At 73.8% G+C, this 15,544-nt stretch carries 13 protein-coding genes; 6 read left to right on the forward strand and 7 right to left on the reverse strand.

What is annotated here, in order from left to right; translation table 11 throughout:
* Nucleotides 1-1,977, reverse strand: a 1,977-nt coding sequence (locus tag ACWEO5_RS27825; protein WP_452164962.1) for a bifunctional [glutamine synthetase] adenylyltransferase/[glutamine synthetase]-adenylyl-L-tyrosine phosphorylase, incomplete at its 3' end; no start/stop codon positions are given.
* A gap of 223 nt (nt 1,978-2,200) precedes the next feature.
* On the opposite strand from ACWEO5_RS27825, the gene ACWEO5_RS27830 reads away from it, so the two are divergent.
* Nucleotides 2,201-3,346 carry an acyltransferase family protein gene (locus ACWEO5_RS27830; RefSeq protein WP_452164963.1) on the forward strand — a complete coding sequence of 382 codons (1,146 nt, stop codon included), beginning with the start codon at nt 2,201-2,203 and terminating at the stop codon, nt 3,344-3,346.
* 30 nt (nt 3,347-3,376) lie between these two features.
* Here the strand turns inward: ACWEO5_RS27830 and ACWEO5_RS27835 are convergent, their stop codons facing one another.
* The 3 genes from ACWEO5_RS27835 to glnA all read right to left on the reverse strand — a co-directional run bounded on the left by ACWEO5_RS27835 (nt 3,377) and on the right by glnA (nt 5,932).
* Nucleotides 3,377-3,781, reverse strand: a complete 405-nt coding sequence (locus ACWEO5_RS27835) for a hypothetical protein (protein ID WP_452164964.1) — start codon at nt 3,779-3,781, stop codon at nt 3,377-3,379.
* A 38-nt stretch (nt 3,782-3,819) separates the two neighbouring features.
* A complete protein-coding gene (locus ACWEO5_RS27840; protein WP_452164965.1) occupies nt 3,820-4,245 on the reverse strand; it encodes a hypothetical protein in 426 nt (141 codons plus the stop codon).
* A gap of 325 nt (nt 4,246-4,570) precedes the next feature.
* Nucleotides 4,571-5,932 carry a type I glutamate--ammonia ligase gene (glnA, locus tag ACWEO5_RS27845; protein WP_452164966.1) on the reverse strand — a complete coding sequence of 454 codons (1,362 nt, stop codon included), beginning with the start codon at nt 5,930-5,932 and terminating at the stop codon, nt 4,571-4,573.
* A 249-nt stretch (nt 5,933-6,181) separates the two neighbouring features.
* Between glnA and ACWEO5_RS27850 the strand changes: the two genes are divergently transcribed.
* Nucleotides 6,182-7,924: an NAD+ synthase gene (locus ACWEO5_RS27850; RefSeq protein ID WP_452164967.1), complete on the forward strand. Its 1,743-nt coding sequence runs from the start codon at nt 6,182-6,184 to the stop codon at nt 7,922-7,924.
* A gap of 194 nt (nt 7,925-8,118) precedes the next feature.
* Nucleotides 8,119-8,895 carry a putative protein N(5)-glutamine methyltransferase gene (locus tag ACWEO5_RS27855; RefSeq protein ID WP_452164968.1) on the forward strand — a complete coding sequence of 259 codons (777 nt, stop codon included), beginning with the start codon at nt 8,119-8,121 and terminating at the stop codon, nt 8,893-8,895.
* Here the strand turns inward: ACWEO5_RS27855 and ACWEO5_RS27860 are convergent.
* From ACWEO5_RS27860 to ACWEO5_RS27870, 3 genes are all read right to left on the reverse strand, one after another.
* Nucleotides 8,889-9,893 carry an endonuclease/exonuclease/phosphatase family protein gene (locus tag ACWEO5_RS27860; protein ID WP_452164969.1) on the reverse strand — a complete coding sequence of 335 codons (1,005 nt, stop codon included), beginning with the start codon at nt 9,891-9,893 and terminating at the stop codon, nt 8,889-8,891. The genes ACWEO5_RS27855 and ACWEO5_RS27860 overlap by 7 nt on opposite strands.
* A 197-nt stretch (nt 9,894-10,090) precedes the next feature.
* The gene (locus ACWEO5_RS27865) at nt 10,091-10,771 is read right to left on the reverse strand and encodes a TetR/AcrR family transcriptional regulator (RefSeq protein ID WP_344558002.1); all 681 of its coding nucleotides are present in this window, start codon (nt 10,769-10,771) and stop codon (nt 10,091-10,093) included.
* Between the two features lie 23 nt (nt 10,772-10,794).
* Nucleotides 10,795-12,411, reverse strand: coding sequence for an MFS transporter (locus tag ACWEO5_RS27870; protein ID WP_452164970.1), 1,617 nt, complete (start codon nt 12,409-12,411; stop codon nt 10,795-10,797).
* 248 nt (nt 12,412-12,659) lie between these two features.
* Between ACWEO5_RS27870 and panB the strand changes: the two genes are divergently transcribed.
* The 3 genes from panB to ACWEO5_RS27885 all read left to right on the forward strand — a co-directional run bounded on the left by panB (nt 12,660) and on the right by ACWEO5_RS27885 (nt 15,538).
* Nucleotides 12,660-13,538, forward strand: a complete 879-nt coding sequence (panB, locus tag ACWEO5_RS27875; protein ID WP_452164971.1) for a 3-methyl-2-oxobutanoate hydroxymethyltransferase — start codon at nt 12,660-12,662, stop codon at nt 13,536-13,538.
* Nucleotides 13,539-13,733: 195 nt separating this feature from the next.
* Complete coding sequence (locus tag ACWEO5_RS27880; RefSeq protein ID WP_452164972.1) at nt 13,734-14,717, forward strand: ATP-binding cassette domain-containing protein; 984 nt, start codon at nt 13,734-13,736, stop codon at nt 14,715-14,717.
* On the forward strand, nt 14,714-15,538 hold the full coding sequence (locus tag ACWEO5_RS27885) for an ABC transporter permease (RefSeq protein ID WP_452164973.1): 825 nt from the start codon (nt 14,714-14,716) through the stop codon (nt 15,536-15,538). The genes ACWEO5_RS27880 and ACWEO5_RS27885 overlap by 4 nt, the downstream gene beginning before the upstream one ends.
* Nucleotides 15,539-15,544: the final 6 nt, after the last annotated feature.

Genomic DNA, 15,544 nt, shown 5'->3' on the forward strand with positions numbered 1-15,544 from the left:
CGGGCCGCCGGAGCGGCCGACCGCGGCCAGCACCTCCGCCTCCAGCGCGGCCCGGCCGCGCGGGACGAGGCCGCCGGCGTCGCCGAGCATGGCGACCGCCTCGGGGGCGCGCAGCAGCAGGTCGGGGGCGAGGCGCCCGGCGGACAGCACCCGGGCGAGCTGCTCGGCGGCGGCGCCCTCGTCGCGCAGCAGCCGCAGGTACCAGGGGGTGCGGCCGAGCGCGTCGGAGACCTGGCGGAAGTTGAGCAGTCCGGCGTCCGGGTCGGCGGAGTCGGCGAACCAGCCGAGCAGCACCGGCAGCAGGGTGCGCTGGATCGCGGCCTTCCGGCTGACCCCGGAGGCCAGCGCGGAGATGTGCCGCAGCGCGGCGGCCGGGTCGGCGTACCCGAGGGCGGCCAGCCGCTGCTTGGCGGCCTCGGCGCTGAGCCCGGCGGCGCCGGAGCCGGTGACCCGCAGTTCGGCGACCGGCAGTTCGGCGACGGCGTCCAGCAGCGGCCGGTAGAACAGCCGCTCGTGCAGCCGCCGCACCTCCACCGCGTGCCGCCGCCACTCGCGCTGCAGCGCCGCGACCGGGCCGTCCCCCCGGGTGTCCCCCTGGATCAGCGGGGCCATGGTGCGGGCCAGCCGGCGCAGGTCGGCCGGGTCGGTGGGCATCAGGTGGGTGCGGCGCAGCCGCTGCAGCTGGATCCGGTGCTCCAGGGTGCGCAGGAAGCGGTACGCGGCGTCCAGCGAGGCGGCGTCGGCCCGGCCGACGTACCCGCCGTCGCTGAGCGCGGCCAGCGCCTCCAGCGTGTTGCCGCTGCGCAGCGCCTCGTCGGTGCGCCCGTGCACGAGCTGCAGCAGCTGGACGGCGAACTCGACGTCGCGCAGGCCGCCGGGGCCGAGCTTGAGCTGCCGGTCCAGCTCCCCGGCCGGGATGGCGTCGACCACCCGGCGGCGCATCTGCTGGACGTCGGTGACGAAGTTCTCCCGGGCGGCGGCCTGCCACACCAGCGGGGCGATGGCCTCGGCGTAGGCGCGGCCGAGTTCGGGGTCGCCGGCGATCGGGCGGGCCTTCAGCAGGGCCTGGAACTCCCAGGTCTTGGCCCAGCGCTGGTAGTAGGCGAGGTGACTGGCCAGGGTGCGCACCAGCGGGCCGTTGCGGCCCTCCGGGCGCAGGTTGGCGTCCACCGGCCAGATGGTGCCCTCGCCGGTGGTGTCGGAGCACAGCCGCATGGCGTGCGCGGCGAGCCGGGTGGCGGCCTGCACGGCCCGCTGCTCCTCGACGCCCTCCCGGGCCTCGGCGACGAAGACGACGTCCACGTCGGAGACGTAGTTGAGCTCGCGGCCGCCGCACTTGCCCATCCCGATGACGGCCAGCCGGGCGGCCGCGGCGGCCTCCGGGTCCTGCTCGGCGGCGATGTCCAGGGCGGTCTGCAGGGTGGCGCCGGCCAGGTCGGCGAGCTCGGCGGCGGCCTGCGGCAGGTCGGTGGTGCCGGACAGGTCGCGGGCCGCGATGGCCAGCAGGCAGCGCCGGTAGGCGGCGCGCAGCGCGTCGGCCCGGTCGCCCTCCGGCTCGGCCCACACCCGGCGGGTGAGCTCGCCGAGGAAGTCGCCGCGCCCGGGGTGGATGTCGCGCAGCTCGAAGGAGACCAGGGCGTGCCAGTCCCGGGGGTGCCGGGCCAGGTGGTCGGCGAGCGCGGTGGAGGCGCCGAGGACGCCGAGCAGCCGGTCGCGCAGCGGTTTGGAGGTGGTCAGGGTGTCGCGCAGGGTGTGCCGCTCGTGCGGGTCGAGCGCCTCCAGCAGCCGGGCCAGCCCGAACAGCGCCTGGTCCGGGTCGGCGGCGGCGCCCAGCGCGTCCAGCAGCACCGGATCGGCGGCGAGGCCCTGCAACTCCGGTTCCCCGAGCAGCCGCACCGCCTGGTCGGGGTCGGAGAAGCCCCGCCGCACCAGTCGGGTCTCCAGCCGGCTGACCCGGCTCCCGGCCCGTTCCTCCACCGTCGTCCCGCCTCCCGCTGCCGTCCCTCGCCCTGGCCTGGCCTGCCCGGGCCTGCCCGGGCCTGCTTGAGCCTGCTTGAGCCTGCCCTGGGCTGCCTGCCCTGCTCGAAGCGTACGTTCCCGGCCGCCCCGGACGCGCCCCGTGACGCACCGTCAACCCGGACGCCCCGCCTCCCGCCCCCGCGCCCCGTGACACCCCACCTCCCGGCTCGTTGGCCACGGGGTGACCCCGCTGCGGACACCCCCCGCCCTCCCCGCCCGCCTCCCCTCGCTCACCGGCCTGCGCTTCCTCGCCGCCCTGCTGGTCGTCTGCTACCACCTCTCCCGCCAGGTCGGCACCCTGCCGGTGCTCAGCCCGCTCGCCTGGTACGGGCGTTCCGGCGTCACCTTCTTCTTCGTGCTGTCCGGTTTCGTGCTCGCCTGGACGTACGCGGACGCCCGCGTCCCGGCCCGCCGCTTCTACCGCCGCCGCCTCGCCCGGATCTGGCCGCTGCACGCCCTCACCACCGGCGCCTCGCTCGCGGTGTACGCCGCCCTCGGCGCGGCCGTCCCGGTCACCGCCGCCCTGTGGTCACTGCCGCTGCTGCACCCCTGGGGACGCGGCACCGTGATGGGCGGCAACCCGGCCGGCTGGTCGCTCGGCGACGAGGCCTGGTTCTACCTGCTCTTCCCCCTCCTGCCGCGCCTGCGCCCCGGCCTGCGCACCGCCGCCCTGTGCTGCGCCACCGGCCCGCTGCTCTGGCTCGCGGGCTCCGCCGTCACCGACCCCGCCCTGCGCAGCTGGCTCCTCGACTACCTGCCGCTCGCCCGCACCCCGCAGTTCCTGCTCGGCGCCGCCCTCGCCCTGGCCGTCCGCCGCGGCCGGCTGCCCGCCCTGCCGCTGCTCCCCGCCGCGCTCGCCGTGGCCGCCTTCCACCTCGCCCTGGTCCCCTGGCACCACGCCGTCCCCGACCCCGCCTGGTACAGCCCCTACAGCGCCTCCCAACTCCTCTCCGCCCCGCTCTTCGCCGCCCTGATCACCGCCGCCGCCCAGTCCGACCTGCGCCGCCCCGACGGCCCCCTCGCCCGCCGCCCCTGGACCACCCTCGGCAACTGGTCCTTCGCCTGGTACCTGGTCCACGAGATCACCTTCCGCCCCTGGCTCCACCACTACGGCCACCCCGCCCCCGGCCTCCCCACCGCCACCACCTGGCTCCTCCTCCTCACCGCCTCCCTCACCCTCGCCGGCACCCTCCACCACCTCGTCGAACAACCCCTGGAACGCCTCCTCCGCGACCGCCCGGCCGCCCCGCAAGTGTTCCGCCCCCGTCAGGCACCGGCGGCGCGACCGTCCGCCGCGCCGCACCCGCAGCACGTCCGCGAACGGTGACCGCGCGCCGCCCGCGGCCCTGACGGGCCCTCAGGCCCCTGCGTGGAGCGCGTACAGCTGGTTCAACTGGTCCACCCAGAAGGCCGTCCGCTCGTACGTCGAGGCCCCCTGCCGCAGCAGCCCCCGCTGCCGGGCCAGCGCGTAGAAACCGGCGCCCGCGTCACTCCCGCCGACGTAGTGGACCAGCGCCGACAGCATCGGCCCCGAGCCCGTCGGCGCGTCCCGTTCCACCACCAGCCCCAGCAGGTGCCCCATCGCGGCCCGGCCGTCCTGCCGCGAGAAGTCGAACCCGGCGAGCCCGGTCCGCTCCACCAGCTCCGCGTTCAACTCGGTGTAGGTGGTCGTCCCCCGCCGCGCCGCCACCTCCACCAGGAACTCCCGCCCCGCCTCGACGAGTTCGTCCCACTCCGATTCGTCGCGTCCCCAACTCGGCACATCCCGCCCCTTCCTGCCGCTCCGGTCTCCCGCGGAAACTACCGCACGTGCCGCCACGGCTCCGCGAACACCGCGTAGAAGTACGGCAGGCTGTCCTCGGGCCCGTTGTCCAGCCGCCGGAACACCTTCCCGATCGGGTTGCCCACCTGCCCGCTCGGCAGGTCCACCACCAGCGGGAAGCCGAACGCCATCGCTTCCTCGCCCGCCACCGCCCGCCAGGCGGCGCCGCCCTGGCGGACCATCACCTCGCCGACGTAGCAGCCGAACCCGAACAGCGTCTCCCCGACCTGCCCGCTGGCGATCCCGCTCCCCCGGAACTCCTCGATGATCCCGTCGACCGCCGCCAGGCTCCCCACCGAGTAGTCCAGCTCCACCCCGCTCACCTGCGCCGCCGACACCACGATGTCCGCCGCGAACCGCCCGGCGTTCACCACCTCCGGCGCGTACCGCAACCGCAACTCCATCTGCCCTCCCGGCCCGTGACGTTCGACAGGGTTCCGCTTCCCCCCGCCCCGCCCCCGTACACGGCCCGGGCGGATCTCATGAGCCCGCGCCGACTCGGTGACGGAGTGCTCGATCCGGATCTGCCGGACGTCGGCGAGCGGTCCGGCCCCTTCGCGGAGCAGCACCTCGACCGCGCCGGGGTCCGAACGGCCCACCCGCACTCTGCTCATGACACCACGTCAGGGAGCCGCCCCGGCCCGTGGAGGGGCGCCCGCGGCGAAGGCTCCGGGCCCGGCGGCGACGCGCACCACCGGGCCCGGAGCCTGGACCATCCCACCGCCGCGGCTACAGCACCTGCAGCACCTTGCGCAGCTCGAACGGCGTGACCTCGGAGCGGTACTCCTCCCACTCCTGGCGCTTGTTGCGCAGGAAGAAGTCGAAGACGTGCTCGCCCAGCGTCTCGGCGACGAGTTCGCTGCGCTGCATGAGGTCGATGGCCTCGCCGAGGTTCTGGGGCATGGGCTGGATGCCGAGGGCGCGGCGCTCGGCGTCGGTGAGGGCCCAGACGTCGTCGTCGGCGCCGGGGGGGAGTTCGAGGTTGTCCTCGATGCCCTTGAGGCCGGCGGCGAGGGTGACGGCGTAGGCGAGGTAGGGGTTGCAGCCGGTGTCGAGGGAGCGGACCTCGATGCGGGTGGAGCCCTGCTTGCCGGGCTTGTACATGGGGACGCGGATGAGGGCGGAGCGGTTGTTGTGGCCCCAGCAGATGTAGGAGGGGGCTTCGCCGCCGGCGCCGGCGGTGCGCTGGGAGCCGCCCCAGATGCGCTTGTAGGAGTTGACCCACTGGTTGGTGACGGCGGCGGTCTCGGCGGCGTACTTGAGCAGGCCGGCGATGAAGGAGCGGCCGACCTTGGAGAGCTGGTACTCGGCGCCGGACTCGTGGAAGGCGTTGCGGTCGCCCTCGAAGAGGGAGACGTGGGTGTGCATGCCGGAGCCGGGGAAGTGGGAGAACGGCTTGGGCATGAAGGAGGCGTGGACGCCCTGTTCGAGGGCGACCTCCTTCATGACCAGGCGGAAGGTCATGATGTTGTCGGCGGTGGAGAGCGCGTCGGCGTAGCGGAGGTCGATCTCCTGCTGGCCGGGGGCGCCCTCGTGGTGGCTGAACTCGACCGAGATGCCCATGGATTCGAGCATGGTGATGGCCTGGCGGCGGAAGTCGTGGCCGATGCCGCGCGGGGTGTGGTCGAAGTAGCCGGACTGGTCGGCGGGGGTCGGCGGGGTGCCGTCGCCGGGGAGGTCCTTGAGGAGGAAGAACTCGATCTCGGGGTGGGTGTAGAAGGTGAACCCGAGGTTGGACGCCTTCTCCAGGGTGCGCTTGAGGACGTAGCGCGGGTCGGCGTAGGAGGGGGAGCCGTCGGGCATCATGATGTCGCAGAACATCCGGGCGGTGCCGGGGTTCTCGGAGCGCCACGGCAGTATCTGGAAGGTGGTCGGGTCCGGCTTGGCGATCATGTCGGACTCGTAGACCCGGGCGAAGCCCTCGATCGCCGATCCGTCGAAGCCGATGCCTTCCTCGAACGCCTGCTCCAGCTCCGCCGGGGCGACCGCGACCGACTTGAGGAACCCGAGCACGTCGGTGAACCACAGTCGGACGAACCGGATGTCACGCTCTTCGAGCGTGCGAAGCACGAACTCCTGCTGCTTGCCCATGGGGACAGTCTCACCTCTGCTCTTTACGCCCGTGTTACGCCGCCCGCACCGGCCGGCCCGGCCCGGCGAAGACCTCGCCCGGACCGCGTCGCCCCCCATCATGGCGGATCTTCGCCCGCTTGCCGATCCCTGGCGGTTCCGGGGGGCGGAGGGGGGCGGAAGGGGGCGGAGGGGGGCGGCGGGACCCGGAGGGCGGAACGGGAGGCACCCCCCGCGACATAACGTCAGTTAGACGATTACACTCGGGGCATGCCGAATCTGCGTCTCGCCCTGTGCCAGATCGACCCCTGGGTCGGTGACCTCGCCCGCAACAGCGAGGAGGTGCTGCGCTGGTCGAAGCGGGCCGCCGGGTCCGGCGCCGACCTGATCGCCTTCCCGGAGATGGTGCTGACCGGGTACCCGGTGGAGGACCTGGCCTTCCGCGGCTCGTTCGTCGAGGGCTCGCGCGCCGCGCTGGTCGACCTGGCGGCGAAGCTGCAGGCCGAGGGCCTGGGCGACACCCCGGTGGTGGTGGGCTACCTGGGCCGCGGCGAGCCGGGCACCCGGTACGCGGGCAAGCCGCAGAACTGCGCGGCGGTGCTGCGCGGCGGCGAGGTGGTGACCAGGTTCGCCAAGCACTTCCTGCCGAACTACGGCGTGTTCGACGAGTACCGGTACTTCGTGCCGGGCGACCAGCTGACGGTGCTGCGGCTGCACGGCGTGGACGTGGCGCTGGCCATCTGCGAGGACATCTGGCAGGAGGGCGGCCGGGTCGCGGCCACCGGCCAGGCGGGCGCGGGCCTGCTGCTGTCGCTGAACGGTTCGCCGTACGAGCGCGACAAGGACGACGTCCGGCTGGAGCTGGTCAAGCGCCGGGCGGCCGAGGCGGGCTGCCCGCTGGTGTACCTGAACATGGTGGGCGCGCAGGACGAGCTGGTCTTCGACGGCGAGTCGCTGGTGGTCACCGAGGACGGCGAACTGCTGCTGCGCGGCCCGCAGTTCGAGGAGGCGCTGCTGGTCGTGGACCTCGACCTGCCGGCCGCGGCCGAGGACGGCCTGCCGGACGGCACGGTGCTGGCCGACGGCCTGAGGCTGACCAGGGTCGACCTGGGCGGCGCGCCGAAGGAGTCGGCGGCGCCGGTCGCGCCGCAGGTCGGCGAGCGGCTGGACGACGAGGCCGAGGTGTACGCGGCGCTGGTCGAGGGCACCCGGGCGTACGTCCGCAAGAACGGGATGCGCTCGGTGCTGATCGGCCTGTCCGGCGGCATCGACTCGGCGCTGGTGGCGGCGATCGCGGTGGACGCGATCGGCGCGGAGAACGTGTACGGCGTCTCGATGCCCTCGCGCTACTCCTCGCAGCACTCGCGGGACGACGCGGCCGAGCTGGCCCGCCGCACCGGCCTGCACTTCCGCACGGTGTCGATCGCCCCGATGTTCGACGCGTACATGGGCGCCGCCGAGCTGACCGGCCTGGCCGAGGAGAACCTGCAGTCGCGGCTGCGCGGCACGCTGCTGATGGCGATCTCCAACCAGGAGGGGCAGATCGTCCTGGCGCCGGGCAACAAGAGCGAGCTGGCGGTCGGCTACTCGACGCTGTACGGCGACTCGGTGGGCGCGTACGGGCCGATCAAGGACGTGTACAAGACGCTGGTGTTCAAGCTGGCGCGCTGGCGCAACGCGCAGGCCGAGGCCCGCGGCGAGGTGCCGCCGATCCCGGAGAACACCATCGTCAAGCCGCCGTCCGCCGAGCTGCGGCCGGACCAGAAGGACACCGACTCGCTGCCCGACTACGACCTGCTGGACGCCGTGCTGGCCCGGTACGTGGAGGGCGACGAGGGCCGGGACGCGATCGTCGCCGCCGGGTACCCGGCCGAGGTGGTGGACCGGGTGGTGCGGCTGGTGGACACCGCCGAGTACAAGCGCCGGCAGTACCCGCCGGGCCCGAAGGTCTCGCCGAAGAACTTCGGCCGCGACCGCCGGCTGCCCATCACCAACCGCTGGCGGCAGGGCTGACGGCCGGGGGCCGCAGGGCTGACAGTGCGGGCCGCAGGGGTTAGGGTGAGCGCCGCAGCACGCGCCCGATCATGGACGGCGCGCCGGACCGAGGAGGTGGGAGAGATCACCGTGCAGGTCGTCGAGGTGCTCCCCCGCCGCCGGGTCGCGACCTGACCGGACGGGGAGCCCGCCAGGCTCTTCGAGAGGTCCCCGTGTCACTCCCCCCTGCCCCCCTGATCGACCGGCTGCGCGCCGCCGGGTGCGTCTTCGCCGAGGACGAGGCCCGGCTGCTGCTGGCCGCCGCCGACGATCCCGCCCGGCTCGACGAGATGGTCGGACTCCGGTGCGCCGGCCACCCGTTGGAGCAGGTGGTGGGCTACGCCGAGTTCGCCGGGCTGCGGGTGTCGCTCGCGCCCGGGGTGTTCGTGCCGCGCCGCCGCAGCGAGTTCCTGGTCGAGCGGGCCGCCGCGCTGGGCCGCCCCGGCGCGGTGCTGCTCGACCTGTGCTGCGGCTCCGGCGCGATCGGCGCGGCGCTGGCCGCCCGGCTCGGCCCCGGCGTCGAACTGCACGCCGCGGACGTCGACCCGGCGGCGGTGGCCTGCGCCCGCCGCAACCTGGCCCCGTACGGCGGACGGGTGCACCTGGGCGACCTGGACGCCCCGCTGCCGCCCGACCTGCGCGGCCGGGTCGACCTGCTGCTGGTCAACGCCCCGTACGTGCCGACCGGCGAGATCCCGCTGCTGCCCCCGGAGGCCCGCGACCACGAGCCCGCGACCGCGCTGGACGGCGGGACGGACGGCCTGGCCGTCCAGCGCCGGGTCGCGGCGGCCGCCCCGCGCTGGCTGGCGCCCGGCGGCCTGCTGCTGATCGAGACCAGCGCCCGCCAGGCCCCGGCCACCGCCGCGCTGCTGGCGGCGGCGGGGCTCGTCCCGCGCACCGAGCAGGACGGCGAGCGGGACGCCACCGTGGTGATCGGGCGGCGTCAGTAGCGGTAGTCGGCGGCCACCGCGAGGTGGTCGCTGGCGTCCGCCGGGAGGGTGCGGGAGTCGGTCGGGACCAGGCCGCCCTTGCTGAGGATCTGGTCGATCCGGGCGGTCGGGAAGGAGGCCGGCCAGGAGAAGCCGAAGCCGTCGCCCGCCGCGCCCTGGGCGGAGCGCATCTGCGAGGTGACCGGGGCCAGGCTGCGGTCGTTCATGGTGCCGTTGAGGTCGCCGAGCAGCAGCACCCGGCGCAGCGGCTCGTGCTCGATCGCGTCGCCGAGGGCCTGCGCGCTGACGTCGCGCCGGCCGGCCGTGAAGCCGGTGTCGAACTTGACCCGCACCGAGGGCAGGTGGGCGACGTACACCGCGAGCGGGCCCTTGGGGGTGGTGACCCGGGCCCGGAAGGCCCTGGTCCAGCCCATCTTGATGTCGACCACCGAGACCTCGTCGATCGGGTAGCTGGACCACAGCCCGACGGTGCCCTCCACCACGTGGTACGGGAAGGCGGCGGCCAGCCCGTCGGCGTACCCGGGGGCGGCGGAGGCGGACAGCTCCTCCAGCGCGACGATCTCGGCGCCGGAGCCGGTGAGCATCCGGACGGTGCCCTGCGGGTCGTCGTTGGCGGCGGCCACGTTGTGGGTCAGGACGGTGAAGTCGCCGGGCCCGCTGCCCTTGTCGACCAGCAGCGCGCCGAACAGGTTCAGCCAGACCGCGCCGGGCAGCAGCGCCGCGACCAGCGCCACCCCGGCCCGCCGCCAGAGCGCGAGCCCGAGCAGCACCGGGACGGCCAGGCCGAGCCAGGGCAGGAAGGTCTCCAGCAGGCTGCCCAGGTTGCCGACGGCGTTGGGCACCTGGGCGTGGAACACCAGCAGCCCGGTCACCAGCAGGCCGAGCGCGCTGAGCGGCCACCCGCGCCGCCAGTCGAACCAGCGGCGCAGCTTCTCCCGCCGCCCCGCGGGCCGCTCCGGCTCCTGCGCCAGTACCGCCGGGCCGTCCGCCCGCACCATCGTCCGCTCCTCGCCGTCGCACCCGGCCGACTCGCCCGCCGGCCGGCCGGGCCGCCCGACGGCGGCCCCGACCTGCCCCGATCCGATTCTCGGCTCAGCCTATGACGGGATGGACGCGGCGAAGTGCCCGGGAAGTTCCGCCCCTGCGCCGGACGGGGTGCGCCCGGGGGCCCCGGGCGGGCGGCGGACGGGACGGTTCAGCGGGCGGCGGACGGGACGGGCCCGGCCCCGGCGGACGGGGCGGCGCCGATGCCCTGCAGGGCGGCGTCGACCATCTGCCGGGGCAGGTCCGGGTCCTCCAGCGGCGAGTCGTCCCACAGGACGGTGCGCAGCAGGATCGGGCCGATCAGCAGCTCGCAGAGCAGTTCCTGGTCCAGGTCGGCGCGCAGTTCGCCCGCCTCGACGCCGCGCCGGACGATCTGCCGGACCAGCTCGCGCCGGGGCCGCACCACCCGCTCCTGGTAGGTGTGCTTGAGCTCGGGCCAGCTGTTCATCTGGCCGAGCGCGGAGCGGACCACCCAGCGGGAGCGCTTGATCAGGCCGCGCCGGCGCATGTAGTCGACGGCGTTGATCAGGTCGTCCCGGTAGGTCGGGCCGAGCAGCGGGGGCAGCGGCTCCTCCAGCCGGGCCACCACGTCCACCAGCAGGGCCTCCTTGTTGGGCCAGCGCCGGTAGATGGTGGCCTTGCCGACGCCCGCCTCGGCGGCGATCCGCTCGATGGACAGCTCGGCCAGGCCGGTGCCGTCCTCCATCAGCTTCTCGACGGCGGCGTAGATGGCCTGTTCGGCGGCCTCGCTGCGCGGACGGCCCCGCCGCGGAGCGTCCTGCTCCGCGGCGGGACCGGGGTACGGCGGGAGCGGAGTGTCGGCGCTCGTCATGGCCCTATTCTCCACCCTCGTGATCACACCTTGGCGGTGCTCGCGCCGGAGTCCGTCCGGCCCTGCGGGGCGGCCGCCGGGGCGCCCGGTCCGCCGGCCGCGGCGCCCTTGGCGGGCAGCAGGAGCAGCGCCAGCACCGCGCCGAGCACGGTGACGCCGGCCGAGACGCCGGAGACCACGTGCATGGCGTGGATGAAGGCGTCCTTCGCCGGGTCGACCAGCGCGGGCAGCTGGAGCTTCTCGGCCGTCCCGAGGGTCGACTCGATCGACTCGCCGGCCCGGTCGCGGAACTGCTCGGGGACGGCGGACAGGTGGTCCTGCATGCCGTTGCGGTAGACCGTGGAGAGCAGCGCGCCGAGCACCGCGATGCCGAGCGAGCCGCCGACCTGACGGAAGGTGTTGTTCAGCGCGGAGCCGGCGCCGGCCTTCTCCCGCGGCAGCGCGCCCATGATGGCCACGGTCACCGGCGGCATGACGTGCGCCATGCCGGTGCCCATCACGAAGCCGAGCACGATCAGCAGCCAGATCGGGCTGGTCGCGGTCAGGAAGGCGTAGCCGAGGAAGCCGACGGTGACCAGCAGCATGCCGCCGGCGCAGGTGGCGCGGACGCCGAAGCGGTCGACCACCAGCCGGGCCCGCGGCGCGAAGAGCAGCTGGGCGACGGCCAGCGGCAGCATCAGCTCGCCGGCCTCCAGGGCGCTGTAGCCGCGGACGCTCTGGATGTAGAACACGCCGAAGAAGGAGACGCCCATCAGCGCGAAGAACACGATGCCGACCACGCCGATCGAGGCCGAGAACACCTTGTTGCGGAACCAGGTGACGTCCAGCGCCGGGTGCCGGCTGTGCTTCTCGAACAGCACGAAGGCGACCAGCGCGAGCACGCCGACCAGGGTCGGGACCCAGGCCTTCGGGTCGGTGAAGTCGGCCAGTTCGCCGCCCTTGATGATGCCGTAGATCAGGGCCACCAGGCCGACGATGGACAGCAGCACGCCGACCGGGTCGAGCTTGCCGGGGTTGGGGTCCTTGGAGTCCGGGACGAGCCAGCCCATCAGGGCGAGCGCCACGACCACGATCGGGACGTTGACCAGGAAGACCGAGCCCCACCAGAAGTGCTCGATCAGCAGGCCGCCGGTGATCGGGCCGATGGCGATGGCCAGGCCGACCGCGCCGGCCCAGATGCCGATCGCCTTGGGCTGCTCGTGCCGCTCGAAGACGTTCATGATGATGGCCAGCGTGGCGGGCATCACGAAGGCGCCGCCGAGGCCCATCACGGCGCGGTAGCCGATGAGTTCGCCCGGGCTGGCGGCCATCGCGGACAGCAGCGAGCCGAGGCCGAAGACCAGCATGCCCGCCAGCAGCGTCCACTTGCGGCCGAACCGGTCGCCGAGCAGGCCGGCGGTGAACAGCAGGCCCGCGAAGACCAGCGTGTAGGAGTTGATCGCCCATTCCAGGTCGCTCTGGCTCGCGCCGAGGCCCACCGGGGCGGGGGTGGCGATGGTCTTCATCGCCACGTTGAGGATCGAGTTGTCGAGGACGACGACGAGCAGGGCGAGCACCAGGGTGCCCAGGATCCACCAGCGTCGGCGGTGTACGGCTTCCGGCACCCGGGGTGCCTGGACAGCTGCGGTCGGCGAGGTCATGCGAACAGCCTAGCCGGTTTTTCAATACGAGACGGTCTCGTATCGCAACTGCACGGGCAAGGAACGGCAAAGACCTCCCCAAGGGCTCCGCCCGGGCCCGCCCGGTCCTCCCCGGCACCCGTCCCGACCCCGCCGGACACGAGCGGGACTCCCGACTCTTTGCGCGCGGCCCGCGGCGTGCAAGCATGGAGCCAGATCCGGGGACGCCGCACGGCGCCTCGAGACGACACACACCAGGAGCCTGTTCGATGAACAACGCCTCTCCGCTTCAGCCTGCCCAGACGCAGGACGCGCCCGCCGGCACCACCCTCTACGGCGGGGTCACCAACCGCCGGGTCACCGTCCGGGACCTCGCCAAGGCCAAGCGCAACGGCGAGCGCTGGGCCATGCTCACCGCCTACGACGCCCTCACCGCCGGGGTCTTCGACGAGGCCGGCATCCCCGTCCTGCTGGTCGGCGACTCCGCCGGCAACTGCCACCTCGGCTACGAGACCACGGTGCCGGTGACCATGGACCAGATGGTGATGATGTCCGCCGCCGTCGTCCGCGGCACCCAGCGCGCCCTGATCGTCGCCGACCTGCCGTTCGGCTCCTACCAGGAGTCCCCCGCCCAGGCCATGCACAACGCCGCCCGCCTGATGAAGGAGGCCGGCGTCCAGGCCGTCAAGCTGGAGGGCGGCGAGCGCAGCGCCCGCACCATCGAACTGCTCGTCGACGCCGGCATCCCGGTGATGGCCCACATCGGCCTCACCCCGCAGTCCGTGCACGCCTTCGGCGGCTACCCCGTCCAGGGCCGCGGCGACGAGGCCGCGCACCAGCTGCTGCGCGACGCGAAGGCCGTCCAGCAGGCCGGCGCCTTCGCCGTCGTCCTGGAGGCCGTCCCCGCCGAGCTCGCCGCGCAGGTCACCGAGCACTCCGCGATCCCCACCGTCGGCATCGGCGGCGGCCCCGGCACCGACGCGCAGGTCCTGGTCTGGACCGACTTCGCCGGCATGACGGCCGGCCGCGTCCCCAAGTTCGTCAAGCAGTACGCCGACCTCCGCTCGACCCTCGCCCGCGCCGCGGCCGAGTTCGCCACCGACGTCCGCGAGGGCGCCTTCCCGGGCCCGGAGCACTCCTTCAGCTGAAGGAGAGGGCGAAAACAGGGGCTCGGGGATCGGCGGGTCCGTGCTGCTGAGGGCCGGAGCCCATGCCCGCAACGACAGTGCACCGCCAGCAGCCACGGCCTCGCCGTTCCCCGAGCCCTCTGGTGGTGCCCCCCTATCACCGCTCTGACAGCGCCGTGACAGCGAGCTGACAGGCGGCCCCGGCACGGTGTTCCCATGACACGAATCGAGCGGAACGCCGTGGAGGTCCACGGCATCGTGAAGCACTACGGGGAGACGAAGGCCCTGGACGGGGTCGACCTGACGGTGCGCGAGGGGACGGTGCTGGGGTTGCTCGGGCCGAACGGGGCCGGGAAGACCACGCTGGTGCGGGTGCTGTCCACGCTGATCAAGCCGGACGCGGGCACGGCGTTCGTCGGGGGCTACGACGTGCTGCGCCAGCCCAAGCAGTTGCGCCGCACCATCGGCCTGACCGGCCAGTACGCCTCGGTGGACGAGCTGCTGTCGGGCTACGAGAACCTGTACCTGATCGGGCGGCTGCTGGACCTCCCGGCGAAGGCGGCCAAGGCCCGGGCCGCCGAGCTGCTGGAGCGCTTCTCGCTGACCGAGGCGGCCAAGCGGCCCGCCAAGGGCTACTCGGGCGGCATGCGCCGCCGGCTGGACCTGGCCGCGTCGATGATCGGCCGGCCGAAGGTGCTGTACCTGGACGAGCCCACCACCGGCCTGGACCCGCGCACCCGCAACGAGGTGTGGGACGAGGTGCAGCGGATGGTCGGCGAGGGTTCGACGGTGCTGCTGACCACCCAGTACATGGAGGAGGCCGAGCAGCTCGCGCACGCGCTGACCGTGATCGACAAGGGCCGGGTGATCGCCAACGGCGGCGTCCGGGAGCTGAAGGCCCAGGTCGGCGGCCGGAGCCTGCAGGTGCGCCCGGCCGACCCGGCGCAGCTCGCCGAGATGGCGCACGCCCTGCGGCAGGCGGGCGTCCAGGCCACCTTCTCCGCCGAGTCGGAGCTGCTCTCGGTGCACCTGGCCGACGACGCCCTGCTGACCACCGTGATCGGGGTGCTGGGCACCCGCGGCTTCGGGATCGCCGGGATCGACACCGAACTGCCCAGCCTGGACGAGGTGTTCCTGACCATCACCGGCGGTAGGCCCGCCGTCCCCGCCCAGTCCCGTGACAAGGAGCCCGTCGCATGAGCACCGCCACCCTGACCCCCGCTCCCGCCGCGGCCGCCGGCGAGGACGACACCCGGATCGGCCTGCGGGCCAACCTGCGCCACCTGGGCGCGCTGACCCGCCGGAACCTGATGCGGATCAAGGCCGACCCGGAGTCGATGCTGGACGCGCTGCTGATCCCGGTCATCATGATCGTGCTGTTCGTCTACGTGTTCGGCGGCGCGATGTCCGGCAACCAGCACGAGTACATGCAGTACATGGTGCCCGGCCTGCTCGGCACCACCGGCCTGAACCTGGCGATGGCGCTCGGCACCGGCCTGAACACCGACTTCCAGACCGGCGTGATGGACCGCTTCCGCACCCTGCCGATCGGGCGCTCGGCGGTGCTGCTGTCGAAGATGATCGCCGAGACGCTGCGCGCCGTGGTCGCCTTCGTGGTGCTGATCGGCTTCGCGATGGTCCTCGGGATGGACATCGACGGCGGCCCGCTGAAGCTGCTGGGCGCGGTCGGCCTGTCGCTGGTGTTCGGCTCCTCGCTGATGTGGGTGTCGATGCTGCTGGGCATGTCGCTGCGCAGCGCCCAGGCGGTGCAGGGCATGTCGATGCTGGTGATGATGCCGCTGCAGTTCGGCAGCTCGATCTTCGCCAACCCGACCACCATGCCGGGCTGGCTGCAGGCGTTCACCAAGCACAACCCGCTGTCCGCGCTGGCCGACGCCTGCCGGGCCCTGATCAACGACCAGCCGGTGGGCAACTCGGTCCTGACGGTGCTGGTCTGGTCGGCGGCGATCACCGTGGTGACCGCGCCGCTGGCGGTGGCCCGCTTCCGCAAGCGCACCTGACGGTGG

The organism is Kitasatospora sp. NPDC004272 (assembly GCF_053603035.1).